The 15,485-nt window shown below is 72.5% G+C and carries 13 protein-coding genes; 11 read left to right on the top strand and 2 right to left on the bottom strand.

The features are described 5' to 3' along the window. Positions 1 to 50 precede the first annotated feature (50 nt). A complete protein-coding gene (locus ACZ5DS_RS18825) occupies positions 51 to 2,513 on the top strand; it encodes a SpoIIE family protein phosphatase (protein ID WP_468239623.1) in 2,463 nt (820 codons plus the stop codon). Between the two features lie 27 nt (positions 2,514 to 2,540). Here the strand turns inward: ACZ5DS_RS18825 and ACZ5DS_RS18820 are convergent, their stop codons facing one another. Then, complete coding sequence (locus ACZ5DS_RS18820) at positions 2,541 to 3,362, bottom strand: SDR family oxidoreductase (protein WP_468239620.1); 822 nt, start codon at positions 3,360 to 3,362, stop codon at positions 2,541 to 2,543. A 79-nt stretch (positions 3,363 to 3,441) separates the two neighbouring features. Between ACZ5DS_RS18820 and ACZ5DS_RS18815 the strand changes: the two genes are divergently transcribed. Continuing rightward, positions 3,442 to 4,047, top strand: coding sequence for a TetR/AcrR family transcriptional regulator (locus ACZ5DS_RS18815; protein ID WP_468239618.1), 606 nt, complete (start codon positions 3,442 to 3,444; stop codon positions 4,045 to 4,047). A 106-nt stretch (positions 4,048 to 4,153) separates the two neighbouring features. Here the strand turns inward: ACZ5DS_RS18815 and ACZ5DS_RS18810 are convergent, their stop codons facing one another. Next, a complete protein-coding gene (locus ACZ5DS_RS18810; RefSeq protein ID WP_468239615.1) occupies positions 4,154 to 5,968 on the bottom strand; it encodes an acyl-CoA dehydrogenase family protein in 1,815 nt (604 codons plus the stop codon). A gap of 473 nt (positions 5,969 to 6,441) precedes the next feature. On the opposite strand from ACZ5DS_RS18810, the gene ACZ5DS_RS18805 reads away from it, so the two are divergent. The 9 genes from ACZ5DS_RS18805 (at position 6,442) to ACZ5DS_RS18765 (ending at position 15,483) form a co-directional block, all read left to right on the top strand. After that, a complete protein-coding gene (locus tag ACZ5DS_RS18805) occupies positions 6,442 to 7,125 on the top strand; it encodes a ScbR family autoregulator-binding transcription factor (protein ID WP_468239613.1) in 684 nt (227 codons plus the stop codon). A 121-nt stretch (positions 7,126 to 7,246) separates the two neighbouring features. After that, complete coding sequence (locus ACZ5DS_RS18800; RefSeq protein ID WP_468239610.1) at positions 7,247 to 8,485, top strand: cytochrome P450 family protein; 1,239 nt, start codon at positions 7,247 to 7,249, stop codon at positions 8,483 to 8,485. Between the two features lie 318 nt (positions 8,486 to 8,803). Next, on the top strand, positions 8,804 to 9,460 hold the full coding sequence (locus tag ACZ5DS_RS18795; RefSeq protein WP_468239607.1) for a ScbR family autoregulator-binding transcription factor: 657 nt from the start codon (positions 8,804 to 8,806) through the stop codon (positions 9,458 to 9,460). A 143-nt stretch (positions 9,461 to 9,603) separates the two neighbouring features. Further along, complete coding sequence (locus ACZ5DS_RS18790; RefSeq protein WP_468239604.1) at positions 9,604 to 9,846, top strand: hypothetical protein; 243 nt, start codon at positions 9,604 to 9,606, stop codon at positions 9,844 to 9,846. Further along, the gene (locus ACZ5DS_RS18785; protein ID WP_468239601.1) at positions 9,846 to 12,089 is read left to right on the top strand and encodes a heavy metal translocating P-type ATPase; all 2,244 of its coding nucleotides are present in this window, start codon (positions 9,846 to 9,848) and stop codon (positions 12,087 to 12,089) included. Before ACZ5DS_RS18790 ends, ACZ5DS_RS18785 begins: the two co-directional genes overlap by 1 nt. After that, a complete protein-coding gene (locus tag ACZ5DS_RS18780; RefSeq protein ID WP_468239598.1) occupies positions 12,086 to 12,607 on the top strand; it encodes a copper chaperone PCu(A)C in 522 nt (173 codons plus the stop codon). The genes ACZ5DS_RS18785 and ACZ5DS_RS18780 overlap by 4 nt, the downstream gene beginning before the upstream one ends. Before the next feature lie 174 nt (positions 12,608 to 12,781). Continuing rightward, a complete protein-coding gene (locus ACZ5DS_RS18775) occupies positions 12,782 to 13,456 on the top strand; it encodes a hypothetical protein (RefSeq protein WP_468239595.1) in 675 nt (224 codons plus the stop codon). A gap of 164 nt (positions 13,457 to 13,620) precedes the next feature. Further along, on the top strand, positions 13,621 to 14,259 hold the full coding sequence (locus tag ACZ5DS_RS18770) for a sigma-70 family RNA polymerase sigma factor (RefSeq protein ID WP_468239592.1): 639 nt from the start codon (positions 13,621 to 13,623) through the stop codon (positions 14,257 to 14,259). A gap of 147 nt (positions 14,260 to 14,406) precedes the next feature. Next, positions 14,407 to 15,483, top strand: coding sequence for an ABC transporter substrate-binding protein (locus ACZ5DS_RS18765; protein WP_468239590.1), 1,077 nt, complete (start codon positions 14,407 to 14,409; stop codon positions 15,481 to 15,483). The last annotated feature ends 2 nt before the right edge of the window (positions 15,484 to 15,485 follow it).

Raw genomic sequence — 15,485 nt, 5'->3', positions numbered from 1 at the left:
CACAACGGACCGACAAGAAGGACCATGATGGAGATAGAGGATGGAAACGGATGGAATCTGCGCGTAAGGGTGTGGACGTGTCTCCGTCCGCGGAGATGCGTGACGTCTTCGACGCCTCCACCGACGCGGCGGCGGTGATCTCGGCGGACGGCGTCGTGGTCGGCTGGACCAGGGGTGCGGAGGCGCTGCTCGGCCACGCCGCGCCGGAGGTCGTCGGCCGGCCCGCCGTGAGCCTGCTGGCCGGGCCCGGTGACCCGGCCCGTGCCGCGGGCATCGCGGAGCGGTGCCGCGCCGGAATGGGCTGGAACGGTGTCATCCCCGTACGGCACCGGGACGGCCGCCGGCTGGAGATCGATCTGCGGGTCTCGGCGTCCTTCCGCCTGGGCGGGCAGGAGTGCTTTCTGCTCTCGGCTCGGGAGCAGCGCCCCCAGTGGACGGTGGGCCGGTCCGTCCTCGACGGGTTCCTCGCCCGCTCGCCGGTCGGCATGGCCGTCATGGATCTGGAGCTGCGCTATGTGTGGATCAACGACACGCTGGAACGGTTCGGCGGTGTGCCGCGGGACCAGCGGCTGGGGCGCCGGCTGAGCGAACTGCTGCCCGGGCTGCAGGCGGAGACCCTCGAAGGTCTCATGCGCAAGGTGCTGGCCACCGGGGAACCGGTCACCGACTACGAGTACACCGGATGGAGCTGGGCCGACCCGCACCGACAGCACGCCTACTCCACCTCCTTCTTCCCCCTGGTGGACGCCGACGGCTCCATCACCGCGCTCGGCTACATGGTCCAGGACGTCACCGAGCGCTGGCGCGCCCGCCATCTCCTGTCCCTGGTCAACGAGGCCGGCACCAGCATCGGCAGGACCCTCGACGTGCTGCGCACGGCCCAGGAACTGGCCGACTTCTCGGTCCCGCACTTCGCCGACTTCGTCGTCGTCGACCTGCTGGAGCCCGTGCTCAGCACCGAGGGCCACGGAGCCTGGCTCAGCGATGCCGGACCGGCGCCCGCACGGCCGACGATGCGCCGCGCGGGACTGCAGTCGGCCCGGGAGGGCTGCCCCGAGGCGGTGGCCCGGGTCGGCGACGAGGTGGACTTCCTGCCGCCGTCCAACGACGTCAACCTCCTCATCAGCGGCGATCCGATCCACATCCCGTTCCTCGACCCCTCCGACCCCGCCTGGGTCGCCGAACAGCCCGTGCGAGCGGCCCGCATCCGCGAGTTCGGCCTGCACTCCCTCATCTCCGTACCGATGCGGGCGCGGAACACGGTGCTGGGCCTCACCACCTTCGCCCGGTCGCTCAACCCGGTCCCGTTCGGACCCGACGACGTCCTGCTGGCCCAGGAGCTGGTGGCGCGAGCGGCGGTGTGCGTCGACAACGCCCGCCGGTACACCCGGGAGCACACCGCGGCCGTCACCCTGCAGCGCAGTCTGCTGCCCCAGGCCCTGACGGGCGGAACCGCGCTGGACGTGGCCTCCTTCTACCTTCCGGCGGACCCGACGGGCGGGGTCGGCGGCGACTGGTTCGACGTGATCCCGCTGTCCGGCGCCCGGGTGGGCCTGGTCGTCGGTGACGTGGTGGGCCACGGCATCGCCGCGGCGGCGAGCATGGGCCGGCTGCGCACGGCGGTGCAGACCCTCGCCGAGATGGAGATGCCCCCCGACGAACTGCTCGCCCACCTCGACGACCTCGTGCTCCGGCTGAGCGACGAGGAGACCGACCGCGACACGGCCACCGGAACCACGGCGACCTTCATTGGCGCGACCTGCCTCTACGCCGTCTACGACCCGGTCACCCGGCGGTGCGCGATGGCCCGGGCCGGACATCCGCCCCCCGTCGTCGTCGCACCGGACGGACACGCCTCTTTCCCGGAGATCCCGGCCGGGCCGCCGCTCGGGCTGGGCGGCATGGCCTTCGAGTCCGCCGAGATCGAGCTGGCGGAGAACAGCCTCTTCGGCCTCTACACGGACGGCCTCATCGAAGGCGCCGACCAGGACATGGAGTCGGGCATGGCCCGGCTCGGCGCGGTGCTGGCCAGGACCGGGACCGACCTCGGGACGCTGTGCACCTCCGCCGTGGAGCAGCTGGTGCCCGTGCCGCAGCCCGACGACATCGCCCTGCTGCTGGCGCGCACCCATGCCCTCGGTGCGGACCGGGTGGCGTCGTGGGACGTGCCCACCGAGGCGGCCGCCGTCGGACGGCTCCGGGCCGAGGCGACCCGCCAGGTGGCGGACTGGGGCCTCGAGGAACTGGTGATGACCACGGAGCTCATCGTCAGCGAACTGGTCACCAACGCGATCCGCTACGCGGACCCGCCCATCCGGCTACGACTGCTCCGTGACGCCCGTCTGACCTGCGAGGTCGCCGACGGCAGCAGCACCGCGCCCCGGCTCAGGCACGCCCGGAGCATGGACGAGGGCGGCCGCGGCCTCTTCCTGGTGGCCCAGCTCGCCCACCGCTGGGGTGCCCGGTACACCTCCGAGGGAAAGATCATCTGGGCCGAGCAGGAGATCCCCTGACCGTGCGCCGAGCGGGGCCCGGCCGGGTCAGCGGAACGCCCTGGCGTTGCGTGCCGCCCACACCGCGAAGGGGCTCGCGGGCCGGCCCAGGACGCGCTCGACGTCCCCACTGACCCGCTGCTCCTCAGGGGTCGGCTCGCCGAGGATGGCGAGTGTTCCCTCCACGACCGCGCTCGGCATGAACTGCGCCATCTGCGCGTGGGCCTCCTCGCGGGTCTGTTCCACGAAGGTCACCGGCTCGGCGAGGGCCTGGGCGAGGGCGGCGGCCCGCTGCCGGGGAGTCGTCGCCTCGGGGCCCGTCAGCGTGTAGGTGGCGCCGTCGTGTCCGTCCTGGCGCAGGACGGCGGCGGCAACCGCGGCCACGTCGTCCGGGTCGACGAACGGCAGCGCCACGTCGGCGAAGGGCGCCGCCGCCGTGCGGTACTGCCGGACCGGTTCGGCCCAGGCGAACGCGTTGGAGGCCATACCGCCCGAGCGCAGCACGGTGAAGGCCAGTCCCCACCGCGCCACTGCGGCTTCGAAGCCTGCGGCGTGCGCGTAACTGTGCGGCCGGGTGGCCACGCCCTGCGAGGACAGCAGGACGACCTTCGTGACGCCGGCCGCGGCGGCCTGCTTCAGGATTCCCTCCGGGTCGTCACCGGCGACCAGCAGGAACAGTGCCCGGGCCCCTTCCAGCGCGGGCGCGAGACCGGCCGGCCGTCCCAGGTCGGCGGCGACGGCCCGCACGCCCGACGGCACGTCCTCGGCGGTGATGCGCCGGGCCACGGCGGTCACGGCCTCTCCTTCGGCTGCCAGTTGAGCGACCAGGGCCCGGCCGACGTTCCCCGTGCCACCCGTTACGACGATCATGACATCTCTCCGACTGAGTTAGTTGACTAACTAAGTTCAACGCTAGGGGATCCGTCCGGCGCTGTCTATCCTTAGTCAGGTGACTGACTCAACAGCCGGTACGGCGGCCGGAACCGCCACCACCCGCCGGGGCGGCAAGCGCCAGCGCCTGGTCGAAGCCGCGGTACAGGTCTTCCACCGGCAGGGCGTGGAGAAGACGACCCTCGCGGACATCGCCCGCGCCGCCGACGTACCCCTCGGCAACGTCTACTACTACTTCAAGACCAAGGACCAGCTGGTCGAGGCCGCGGTCGAGGCCCACTGCGACCAACTCGTCACGCTCACGGCCCGCCTGGAGACGCTCCCCGGTCCGGCCGCCCGCCTGAAAGCCCTGATCGCCGGCTGGGTCGAGGAGCGCGAGACCGCGGCCCGCTTCGGCTGCCCCCTCGGCACCCTGGCCACCGAACTCGACAAGCGCGACGACGGCCTGGACCTGGCCGCCGCCCAGGTCATGCGGGCCCTGCTCGACTGGGTCGAGGGCCAGTTCACCGAGCTGGGCCGGCCCGACGCCCCGGCCCTCGCCGTCGAACTCGTCGCCGCCTACCAGGGCATGTCGGTCCTCACCAACACCCTGCGCGACCCCGGCCTGATGGCCGCACAGGGCGAACGCCTCCAGTCCTGGATCGACGGCCTCGCGGACGCCTGATCCGGGATCAGATCCCCATGGAGGCCGGCCCGATCGCCGAGCGGTAGGTGGCCCCGGCCGGCCGCCGGCTCAGGGTTCCAGATCGCGCATGCCCGTAACCGGCCGGCTACTCGGCCACCGTCGCGTAGTCCGCGAGCGAGACGCTCCCCGCGCTGGCCAGGGGGATCCCCTCCAGATACGCGGCAGGCAGATCGAACGCCTCGACCAGGTCCGTCATGTGCGGGGCGAGCTGGCGCAGCACGTCGTCCAGGACCTGGGGCAGGGCCCGTACCTGCTCGGCGGACAGATGGCCGTCGGCCAGCAGATCACCGGTGTACTCGCCGATCTGCTGGAGCAGGAACAACAGGCAGAGCCGCTCCAGCAGTTCGCGCGCCCCGGGGTGCGCCGCCCGGTCGGCGGCGTCCAGGAAGGCGTCCGCCGCCCGCAGCCGGGCGTGCACGGAGACCATCTCCAGGGCGGCGGAGGAAGCGCCGTTCCACCGCTCCACCGGATCCCCGGAGGGACCGCGGCGCAGGGCCGCCCGCGCCCGGTCCTGCCAGGCGGCCTCGACCCGGGCCAGCAGCCCGCGCAGATGCCGGGGGCCCGTCAACCGCTCCACATCGCCGGGGGGTTCGGGGGCCTCGCGCGGCGCTTGGTGCTCGAAGAGCATCTCGGCGGCCGCCTTCACCCAGATCACCAGGTTGTCGCCCTCGGCGGTGACGGTGCCCTCGGCGTACTGCGGGAATTCCGACAGACCGTTGGCGGCGAACAGGCCCTGCGCGCCGCAGCGTTCCCGGCACTCGATGGTGATGTCCCGGGCCCGCCAGGTGATCCAGCTCTTGGCGACGGCGATCAGCCGTTCCGTCTCCGCCCGCTTTGCGGCGTCAGGGTCGTCGTGGTGGGCGGCCCAGCGGTCGAGGACCGAGCGATGCAGGAACGTCATGGCGTAGGCCGTGGCGAGGCCCTTCAACAGGCGCCCGTGGTGCGAGCGGTGGGCGTTGACCGGGATGCGCTCGCCCGCTCGCGGCCCGCTGACCTGCCGGTGGTCGCCGTAGCGGACGGCTATCGCGAGCGCGGCCCGGGTGGCGCCGACGGCGGCGGCGCTCATGCACAGCTTGCCCATCGTGACCCGGCCGATGGACTGCAGGAACCGCTTGCGCCGGTTGCCGAGGCTGCTGTGGAGGCGGCCGTCGGCGTCCAGCCGGCCGTGGTCGGACTCCAGCAAGGCCTCGCGCGGCAGCTGCACGTGGTCGAAGGCGGTCAGGCAGTGGTCCACCGGGGCCCCCGTGCGCAGGGGCAGCCGGCGCACATGCACCCCCGGCAGCAGGCCCCGCTCGTCGCTCAGCGGGGTCAGGAACAGAAAGACGCCCTCGTCCCGCCCCTCGACGATGAGCCGGGCGGCGACCACGGCACTCTTGGGACCGCCGGTCATGCTGGTGTTGGGCATGAACTTCTGCGCGCCGGAGTGCGGCGTGTTCAGTACGAACCCGCCGGTGGCCGGGTCCAGTTCGGCGGTGGTCTCCAGGGCCGAGGCGTCGTTGCCGTGGTCCAGTTCGGTGCACAGGAAGGTCCCGGTGCGCCGCAGCGTCGTGAAGTCGGACAGGTCCCGCGGCCCGGCACCCCCATGGTCGAGGAGGCTGCCGAGGAAGAGGTTGTAGTGGATGCTCGCCACCGTGCACAGGCTCCCGCCGCCGTCCACGATCGCCGCCCACTCGTGCAGACCCGCCAGCAGCTCCGGGTCGTCCGCGAGCCGCTCGGCCCCTCCGGCCGTGTCGTTCACCAGGCGGAGCCACTCGTAGGAGAGGGCGGCGCGTTCGGCGGAGCCGAGCCCGGGACGGTGCCGGAACGTGTCCTTCGCGATGAGGTCGCGCCACATGTCGTGGTTGCGCTCCCGGTCGTCGCCGTCGAAGAGAAGCCGGGTCAGCTCACCGGCTCGGGACATGTCCGGACGAAGGTCCTGATGCATGTCGCAGGTCTCGATGTCCGGCGAAGAGAGAACGTGTACCTCGGACGTCAGAAGGGTCATGACCCTCTCCCGTGGTCGCAGATCCGGAAGGATGGGATGCATAGCGTCAGAAGATACGGACCTCCCGGTTTTGTAATCAAGCCAAGTTTCTGCCAACGCTGGCCGAACTCGGTGGCCCCGGAAGCGATTTCCGGCCCAGAAGTGATCGCTGGGCTCAGCTCTGGTCCGGTCTGGTGACCGTTCCTGTGCGTGCAGCGACGCTGCTACGTTGAGATACCGGGCGACAGGTTTTATTGTGGCGGTCAGCGACGGCTCGGGGGTTCCCGCGTACAGGGTGAGGAGGGGGCATTCGCATGCTTGAAAGGCCATCTTCTCCGGTGGCACGATACGTACCTGTCGGTTTCTTTTTGCGGCCGACCGGTCAGTGAAGCCAATGCGGAGGGTGTGCCGTGGCCCTGCAGGAACGAGCGATCAGGACGAGACGCAACATCCTGGTCGCAGCCGCCGACGTGTTCGCCGACGTCGGCTACGAGGCCGCGACCATCTCGGAGATCCTCCAGCGGGCGAACGTCACCAAGGGTGCCCTCTACTTCCACTTCTCGTCCAAGGAGCAGCTCGCCCAGGCGGTCCTGACCGACCAGCTGAAGTCCGTGCCGGACTTGCCGCCGCGGGATCTGGTGCTCCAGGAGGGGCTGGACGCGGGCTTCCTCCTCGCCCACCTGCTCAGCTCGGGCGACCCCATGGTGCGCGGCAGCATCCGCCTCACCGTGGACCAGGGATCACCGCACGACGGACTGGACCGACGGGTGCCGATGGCCTCCTGGATCGCCCACAACGCCGAACTGCTCGAGCGGGCGAAGGCGAACGGGGAGCTGCTCCCCCAGGTCGACGTCCAGTCCGCGGCGAAGGCGTTCGTCGCCGCGTTCACCGGGGCGCAGGTGCTGTCCAAGATCATGAACGACCATGCCGACCTGATGGAGCGGGTGGTCGACCTCTACCGGCACCTGATGACCAGCATCGCCGTCCCCGCGGTGCTCGTGCGGCTGGACATGTCGCTCGAGCGGGGCGAGCGCGTCTACGCAGAGGCCATGGAGCTGCGCGGGGAACCGGAGAAGGCTCCGGCCGCGAGCTGAGCAGGACCTCCCCGCGGACCACCGACGCCGGCCTCCGCAGGGCACGGGCGCGTGGACATCGCTGCCATGGGCACGTCGCAACGCAACACCGTGATGCAGAACCGACCCAGGGAGCACACCGATGGAAATGACCGCCTGCCCGTACGCCTTGGACCTCACCGGCCAGGACCACATGGGGGAGGCCGCGATGCTGCGTGACCAGGGCCCCGCGGTCGAAGTGGAGTTGCCGGGAGGCGTACGCGCCTGGGCCGTCGTACGGCAGACGCAGGTGGAGCGGCTGCTGACCGACCCGCGCGTCTCGCGCAGCGCCCGCCTCCACTGGCCGCCCTTCATCGAAGGGAAGATAACCGAGGAGTGGCCCCTCTACCCGTGGGTCGCGAACGAGAACATGCTGTTCGCGTACGGGGAGCACCACACCAGGCTGCGCCGGCTGGTGGCCGGCGCGTTCACCGCGCGGCGCTCCGAGGCGCTGCGCCCTCGCGTGGAGGAGCTGTCGGCCGACCTGCTCGGCAGGCTGGCCGCGCTCCCGCTCGGCACACCGGTCGACCTGCGCACCGCGTACGCGGAGGTGCTGCCGCTGCGGGTCATCTGCGAGCTGTTCGGTGTGCCGCAGGGCGCCGAGACGGACGCCCTGTCCGCGGCGCTCAGCACGGTGTTCAGCTCCACCGTGAGCGGCGAGGAGATGGAGGCCGCCCGACTCGAGGCCTTCGGCCGGCTCGCCGCACTGGTCGCGGCGAAGCGGGAGCAGCCGGGCGACGACCTCACCAGCTCGCTGATCGCAGCCCGCGACGACGGGGACCGGCTCACCGAGGAGGAACTGCTCGGCTCCCTCTTCATGTTCATCGCCGCCGGCCAGGACACCACCGCGACCCTCATCACCAACGCGGCCGGTGCCCTGCTGACCCACCCCGAGCAGCTGGAGCACCTCCGTGCGGGGCGCGCGACCTGGGCGGACGTGGTCGCAGAGACCATGCGGGTGCACACGCCGGGGGCGTACGCGCCGATGCGGTTCGCGGTCGAGGACATAGATCTCGACGGGGTGCAGATCCGCAAGGGCGACTGCATCCTCGTCAACTTCGCCGCGGGCGGCCACGAGACCGACCGGCACGGGCCGGACGCGGCCCGCTTCGACCTGCTGCGCACCGACGACCGCGACGTGCTCGGCTTCGGCCACGGAACCCACCGCTGCCTCGGCGCACCGCTCGGGGAGATCGAGGCGGCCTCCGCCCTCTCCCGGCTCTTCGACCTGTTCCCGGACGTGGAACTGGCCTGCGCACCGGAAGAGTTGGCCCCGCTGCCCACCTTCATGCTGAACGGGTACCGCGCGCTGCCCGTGGTGCTGCGTCCGTCGGCATCCTGAACGCACGGGCACGTCTGCCTGCCGGAAGTCCGCTGCTCTCGCCGGCAGCGGACTTCCGTGTGCGCGAGGGGGAGCCGTCGCCGTCCCGTTCGTTCACCTGAGCCTTTCACCGAGGACAACCAAACCACATACGCGGTTTGGTTGCCGAGCGGCGGAGACTGCTGTGTGAGGCAGGGGAATGTGGGCAGCTCCCGGCGATTTCCTCCTCGCATCTCGTCAGGTCTTGTGGCATCGGGCCCTCGGAAACATACTGAACATGCGGTTAGACGGGGGCCGGTGGCGTGGGTTCGATACCGCGCAGGTCCAGGAGGAAGGGTCATGGTCAAGCAGGCACGGGCGGTTCGCACACGGGAGGCCCTTCTCCGCGCGGCGGCGGAAGCCTTCGCGCACGACGGATACGCCCGCGCGTCCCTGCCCGCGATCAGCAAGCGGGCCGGGGTGAGCGCCGGCGCCCTGCACTTCCACTTCCCGAGCAAGGACGCCCTGGCGGGTGAGATCGAGAGTGCTGCGGCGCGCACGGTGGAGGAGCTGACCGAGCACTGCCGGACCACGGGCGGCAGCGCGCTCGGGGCCCTGGTGGCCGCGATCCGCGGGCTGGTGGTCGCGTGCGCGACCGACCCGGTCGTCCGGGCCGGGTTCGCGCTCAGCGGTGACCCCGCGCGGGACACCGGGACCGCCCTGCCGGACTCGTGGCACGGCTGGGTGCGCGATGTGGTCGGCCAGGCGCAGGCGCAGGGGGAGTTGACCGACGGCGTCTCGGCCGAGTGCGTGGCCGGTGCCGTGGTCGCCGCGACGGTCGGCTTCGAGGTGCTGGGCAGCCGGGACCGGGACTGGTTGTCGAAGGAGCACATGGTGGAGTTCTGGGCCTGTCTGCTGCCACGCCTCGCGACCGTGCCCGGCCACGACCTCGCCCACGTGCTGGGCAGCGAGGCGACGGGCGACCGGGACACCGAGAGCAGCATGGCCGGTCTGTAGCACCACGCCGCTTCGTGGTGCGGCCGCCCACGTGACGCGTGCCATATCCGAGTTCCGGGAACCCGGCCCGTCGACGGCCCGACTCCTGAAGCGCTACGGCTCCGACCGGTGATGCCGTACGACGTGATCTGGAGACGCGCTTGATGGACGAGTCCCGCCAGTCCCCCTCCGGCGCGGGCGCGGCACTGCGAAAAGCCGTGCCCCCGCCTGCCCTCTGCGGGTTCCTCCTGCTGCTGGCCCTGCTGTTCGCGCTGGCGTACGCCGTCGGCGCCGCGGCGGGTTCCGTCGCACCCGGCATGCACGGCACCGGTGCGAGCCGGGACGGCTACGGCGGCGGAGGCGGGGGCACGGACGACATGGGGGAGATGCACGGGGGAGGCCACTGATGGGCACGGAACCCGTGGTCGCCGCGCTGACGACCACCGATCTGACGGTGGGTGGGATGACCTGCGCGGCCTGTGTGAAGCGGGTCGAGAAGAAGCTCGGTCGGCTCGACGGGGTCACGGCGGTCGTCAACCTGGCCACCGGGCGGGCCCGCGTGAGCCACCCGCCGACGATCAGCCCCGAGGAACTCGTCGCGACCGTCGAGAAGACGGGGTACACGGCGGCGATCCCTCGACCGCCCGAGCAGCGACGACGGCAACGCGACCGAGCGACGGAAGAGACGCGGCAGGAGCGGGACAGGCTCCTGGTCACCGCGCTGCTCGCGCTGCCCGTGCTCGTCCTGTCGATGGTGCCCGCCCTGCAGTTCCGGAACTGGCAGTGGCTGTGCTTCGTCCTGGCCGCCCCGGTGGCCGTGTGGGGGGCCTGGCCGTTCCACCAGCGGGCGGCGCGCGGGCTGCGGCACTCGACGGCCACCATGGACACCCTCGTCTCGCTGGGCGTCCTGGCCTCGTTCGCCTGGTCCGCGTACGCATTGTTCCTCGGCGGCGCCGGCCGACCCGGCATGCGGATGCCGTTCAGTCTCCTCCCCTCCGCCTCGGACGGTGCCGCTCACCTCTACCTCGAAGCGGCCGTCGGCGTACCGCTGTTCGTGCTGGCGGGCCGGTTCCTGGAGGCACGCGCCCGGCGCGCAACCGGGGCAGCGCTGCGGTCGCTCGCCGAACTCGCCGCCAAAGAGGTGGCGGTGCGCGAGGGCGGCACCGAACGGCTCGTACCGATCGAGGAGTTGAAACCCGGGCAGACCTTCCTCGTGCGGCCCGGCGAGCGGGTCGCCACCGACGGTGAGGTGGTGGAGGGCCGTTCCGCCGTGGACCTGTCCCTGGTCACGGGGGAGAGCGAGCCGGTCGAGGCCGGGCCGGGCTCCGCGGTGACCGGCGGTGCCGTCAACGCCGGCGGGCTGCTGCTCGTGCGGGCCACCGCCGTCGGGGCCGACACGCACCTCGCGCGGATCACCCGGCTGGTGACCGAGGCGCAGGCCGGCAAGGCGCGGGCGCAGCGACTGGCCGACTCGGTCGCAGGCGTCTTCGTACCGGTCGTGCTGGCGCTCGCCGTCACAGCGCTCGGCTTCTGGCTCGGTGCGGGCGCCGACCCGCAGGCCGCCGTCACCGCGGCCGTGGCCGTGCTGGTGGTGGCGTGCCCGTGCGCGCTGGGCCTGGCGACCCCGACCGCACTGCTGGCCGCCACCGGCCGCGGGGCCGGGCTCGGCGTCCTCGTCAGCGGCCCGCAGGCCCTGGAGGGGCTCCAGCACCTCGACACGGTCGTCCTCGACAAGACCGGCACCCTCACCTCCGGCCACATGAGCGTCGCCAGGGTCACCGCGGTACCCGGCGGGCTCGGGGCCGACGCGGCGCTGCGGCTGGCCGCAGCGGTCGAACAGGGCTCGGAACATCCCCTCGGCCGGGCGATCACGGCCCACGCGCGGCAGCCGCTGCCGGACGTGCGCGACTTCCGTGCAGAGCCCGGCCGAGGTGTGTGCGGGCGGGTCGAGGGCCGCCTGGTCGAAGTCCTCGCACCCGACGACGGGTTGCCCGCGGCGCTGGCCGGCGCACTGCCGGTGGCGGAAGCCGCCGCGCACACCCCGGTGCTGGTCCGCGTGGACGGTACGGCCGAGGCGCTGATCGAGGTCGGCGACGTCGTACGGACCGGCGCCTACCGGGCCGTGGACCGGCTGCGGCGCCTCGGCGTGCGACCGGTCCTCGCCACCGGTGACCGTGCGGCGTCCGCGCAGGCGGTCGCCGCGGACCTGGGCATCGACGAGGTGCACGCCCACTGCACACCCGAGGGCAAGGCGGCTCTCGTACGCGACCTCCAGGAGCGGGGCCACCGGGTCGCGGTCATCGGCGACGGCGTGAACGACGCGGCCGCGCTGGCCGGAGCCGACCTGGGCATCGCCATGGGCGGCGGCACGGATGCCGCCATCGGCGCGGCCGACGTGACCCTCGCGCGCGGGGACATCGAGTCCCTCGCGGACGCGGTCCGCCTCGCCCGGCGCACGCTGGGCACGATCCGCGCCAACCTCGTCTGGGCGTTCGGATACAACCTCGTGACCGTGCCGCTCGCCCTGGTGGGCCTGCTCACCCCGATGGTCGCCGCGGCGGCGATGTCGGTGAGTTCGCTGCTGGTGGTCGGCAACAGCCTGCGGCTGCGCACCTGGCAGCCGTCCCCCGCGGGAAGGCGCACCCGATGACCGAGCAGAGCCCCTGGCGCCCCACCCGGCGGCGCCTCACCGACGCCCTCCTTACGGCGCTCCCGCCCGTGGCCGCCTGCAGCCTCGCCCTGGCCGGCCTGACCGCCTGGACCGGCGCCGGCGGGGCGGGCAGCCCGCCCCGGATCGACGTGACACACGCGCGGGTCCTGCTGCCGTACGGCGACACGCAGGAGACGGCCGCGTTCTTCGACATCTCCAACGCCGGCGGCGCGGACGACCGGTTGGTGAAGGTCACCTCCTCCCGCACCGGCGGCGGGATCACCCTCAGCAGGCACCGCGAGACCGGCCCGGGAGCCGCCGCCAAGACCGACACGGACTCCGCGGTCGTCCCCGCGGGCCGCACGCTGTCCATGTCGCCGCACGGCGTGGACGTGAGCCTGCGGACCGGGACCGGCTGGCAGACCGGCGACCTCGTGCCGTTCACCCTGCACTTCGAGCACAGCGGGACGGTCCGGGCACTCGCGGTGGTGATCCGCCCCGAGGCGGGCCTCGGCTGAGCACCACCGTCGACGGCACCGGCACCGGCATCGAGTCAGATGTCGGAGCGGACGCGGCATCAGTTCCCGCCACTGGGCGTGTTCTGGATCACATGGCGCCCGTTGAGTCCCGGGGCGGGACACATTCCGTACCGACGCATGAAGACGCATGCCCGGATGCGAGGATGGGGCGCCATGACTGCAGGGTGGTGTTCTCGCACGGTACGGGCCGCGGTGTTCGCGGCCGTCTGCGTGCTGCTCGCCGCCCTGGGCCACGTGATGATGTCGGGTCAGCACGTGCCCGGCCGGGCCCTGGCCGCAGGCCTGGCCGTGACCGGTGCCGCCGGCTGGTTGCTGGCGGGCCGTGAGCGCGGGCTCCCGCTGATCGTGACGGTCGTGGTCGCCGCGCAGACGGCGCTGCACGAGGCGTTCGCCCTCGCCCAGTCGTCCGCCGCGGACCCGGCCGCCATGACCATGGGTTCGATGCCGATGGACTCCATGGACATGGGTTCCATGGGTTCCATGGGCTCGACGGGCCACGTGGACATGAGCGGCATGGATCACATGGGGCACATGGGGCACTCCATGGGCGGCGGGTCGTCGTCGTTCGGCATGCTCGCCGCCCACCTGCTCGCCGCGCTGCTCTGCGGCCTGTGGCTGGCGTACGGCGAGCGGGCTGCGTTCCGCATCCTGCGGGCCGTGGCCGCCCGGCTCGCGGCGCCGCTCAGGCTGCTGCTCGCCCTGCCCGTCACACCGGCCCGACCGCGGCTGCGGCTGCGCCGCCGTCGCTCGCGGCGCGCGCCGCGTCTCCTTCTCCTCGTCCACTCGATCATCTCGCGGGGTCCGCCCGCCGGGGTCGCTGTCGCCTGACGACAGCAGGTTCCCCGAGGCCGCACACCGCGCCTCGGGCCTCGGCCGTACGCCCACGCCGCCCCCGCGCGTGAGCGCCGTACGGCCGGTTCCCCTCCCGCCGGACCGCAGGCGCACGAGCGTGTGCGCGGCCCGGATCCCGGATGACCCGAGAAGGACACCAGGTGATCACTCCTGCCCTGCCCACCTCGCGCGAAGACAGCGCCACCAGCGACCGACCGGTGTCGACGGACGAGTCGATCACCGCGTGGGCCCTTGCGGCCCGGGGCGGCGACCCGCTGGCGGTGGAGCGCTTCGTGCGCGCGCTGCACCGCGACGTCCAGCGTTACGTCGCCCATCTGTGCGCCGACCCCCAGGCCGTGGACGACCTGGCGCAGGACACGTTCCTGCGTGCGCTCGGCAGCCTGCACCGCTTCGAGGGGCGTTCCTCGGCGCGCGCCTGGCTGCTGTCCATCGCCCGCCGGGCCGTCATCGACAGCTACCGGTACGCCGCCGCCCGGCCCCGGCTCTCCGACGTCCCGGACTGGCAACTGGCCGTGGAACTGGCCCAGCCGCGCGACCTGCCCGGCTTCGACGAGGGCGTGGCCCTCCTGGACCTGCTGACCGCGCTGCCGGACGAGCGGCGCGAGGCGTTCGTCCTCACCCAGCTGGCCGGCCTGCCGTACGCGGAGGCGGCCGAGGCGAGCGGCTGTCCGGTCGGCACGGTCCGCTCCCGGGTGGCACGGGCCCGCGCCACGCTGATCGATCTGCTGGACGACGGGGACACCTCCCTGGAGGCTCCGTCGGCCGGCTTGGCGGCCTGAGCCCGTGCCGAGGGTGCCCGCCGGACACGGCCGGCACCCTCGGCGCCGTCGGGGCGAAAGGGCGGGAACTCCAGGCACGTTCGCCACGACTACTGGTCCGGGCGACGGACATGCGCCCGCGTACCGAGTGGAACCTGGAGACTTTCGATGCGTTTTCGTGTGTGGGGCACTGCCACCGCCCTCGTCCTCGGCGGCCTGCTGACGGCGGGCTGCGGCGGCGGGAAGGGCACGGCGGACGAGAACGCGGGGCAGGCCCGGAACGCCGACTTCGGCGGCCGTACGGTGTCGGTGACCGACTGCACCGGTGCCCGCACCACCTTCTCCGCCCCGCCGAAGAAGATCGTCACCAGCAACGCCTCCGCCCTGGAGCTGCTGCTCCGCCTCGGCGCCGGGGACCGTGTGCTCGGCACCGGCTTCCCGCCCGGCAAGGGCACCCTGCCCGCCGACCTGGAGGCGCAGGCGTCGAAGGTCGAGGTGCTCGGCAAGACCGTGATCCCCAAGGAGAAGCTCCTCGGCTCCGGCGCCGACCTGTACATCGACACCTTCGCCTCCATGGGGAGCATGGGCGGCGGGGGCATGGGCGACGCGCCGACCGAGGAGGAGTTCAAGGCGGCCGGGATCAAGCACGTCTTCCTGAAGTCCACGGCCTGCGCGGCCCAGCGCAAGAGCCCGGTGACCGACCTGTCGGCGGTCGAGGCCGACATCACCTCCCTCGGCGCGGTCACCGGTACGGACGCGAAGGCGAGGGAACTCGTCGCGGGGATGCGGAAGAAGGTGAACGCCGTCCGCAAGGCGGTCGGCGGCACTCCGGAGAGCGCGCGGCCGACCTACTTCTTCTTCGACTACGACGCCGGCACCAAGCAGCCCACCGTCACCTGCAACCGCCAGGTCGCCAACGCCGTGATCACCCTGGCCGGCGCCCGCAACGTCTTCGCCGACTGCGACGGCGACTTCAAGCAGGCCGGCTGGGAGGACGTGATCGCCCGGAACCCGGACTGGATCCAGCTCGGGGTGCGGAACCGGGGCAGCGACGCGGCCAACGAGAAGGCGTTCGACGAGGCCGAGCAGTGGCTGAAGTCCAACGCGGCCACCAAGGGGCTGAAGGCGGTGCAGGAGGGGCACTTCGTGCGGGTCGGCTCGGAGCGGACCACGATCGCCGGGGTGGCGAACGCCGACACGGTCGAGGCGATCGCCAAGACCCTCCACCCCGGGAAGGTCGGCTGACC

It is taken from the genome of Streptomyces sp. NPDC031100 (genome assembly GCF_055570785.1).
Note: the sequence above shows the minus strand (reverse complement) of the source record. Positions and strands in the feature narration are given on the sequence as shown.

Excerpts from the sequence above, each read along its gene's own strand:
- ACZ5DS_RS18825 (WP_468239623.1), top strand. The coding sequence starts at position 51 with ATGGAATCTGCGCGTAAGGGTGTGGACGTGTCTCCGTCCGCGGAGATG.
- ACZ5DS_RS18820 (WP_468239620.1), bottom strand. The coding sequence starts at position 3,362 with ATGATCGTCGTAACGGGTGGCACGGGGAACGTCGGCCGGGCCCTGGTC.
- ACZ5DS_RS18810 (WP_468239615.1), bottom strand. The coding sequence starts at position 5,968 with ATGTCCCGAGCCGGTGAGCTGACCCGGCTTCTCTTCGACGGCGACGAC.
- ACZ5DS_RS18800 (WP_468239610.1), top strand. The coding sequence starts at position 7,247 with ATGGAAATGACCGCCTGCCCGTACGCCTTGGACCTCACCGGCCAGGAC.
- ACZ5DS_RS18795 (WP_468239607.1), top strand. The coding sequence starts at position 8,804 with ATGGTCAAGCAGGCACGGGCGGTTCGCACACGGGAGGCCCTTCTCCGC.
- ACZ5DS_RS18790 (WP_468239604.1), top strand. The coding sequence starts at position 9,604 with ATGGACGAGTCCCGCCAGTCCCCCTCCGGCGCGGGCGCGGCACTGCGA.
- ACZ5DS_RS18785 (WP_468239601.1), top strand. The coding sequence starts at position 9,846 with ATGGGCACGGAACCCGTGGTCGCCGCGCTGACGACCACCGATCTGACG.
- ACZ5DS_RS18780 (WP_468239598.1), top strand. The coding sequence starts at position 12,086 with ATGACCGAGCAGAGCCCCTGGCGCCCCACCCGGCGGCGCCTCACCGAC.
- ACZ5DS_RS18775 (WP_468239595.1), top strand. The coding sequence starts at position 12,782 with ATGACTGCAGGGTGGTGTTCTCGCACGGTACGGGCCGCGGTGTTCGCG.
- ACZ5DS_RS18765 (WP_468239590.1), top strand. The coding sequence starts at position 14,407 with ATGCGTTTTCGTGTGTGGGGCACTGCCACCGCCCTCGTCCTCGGCGGC.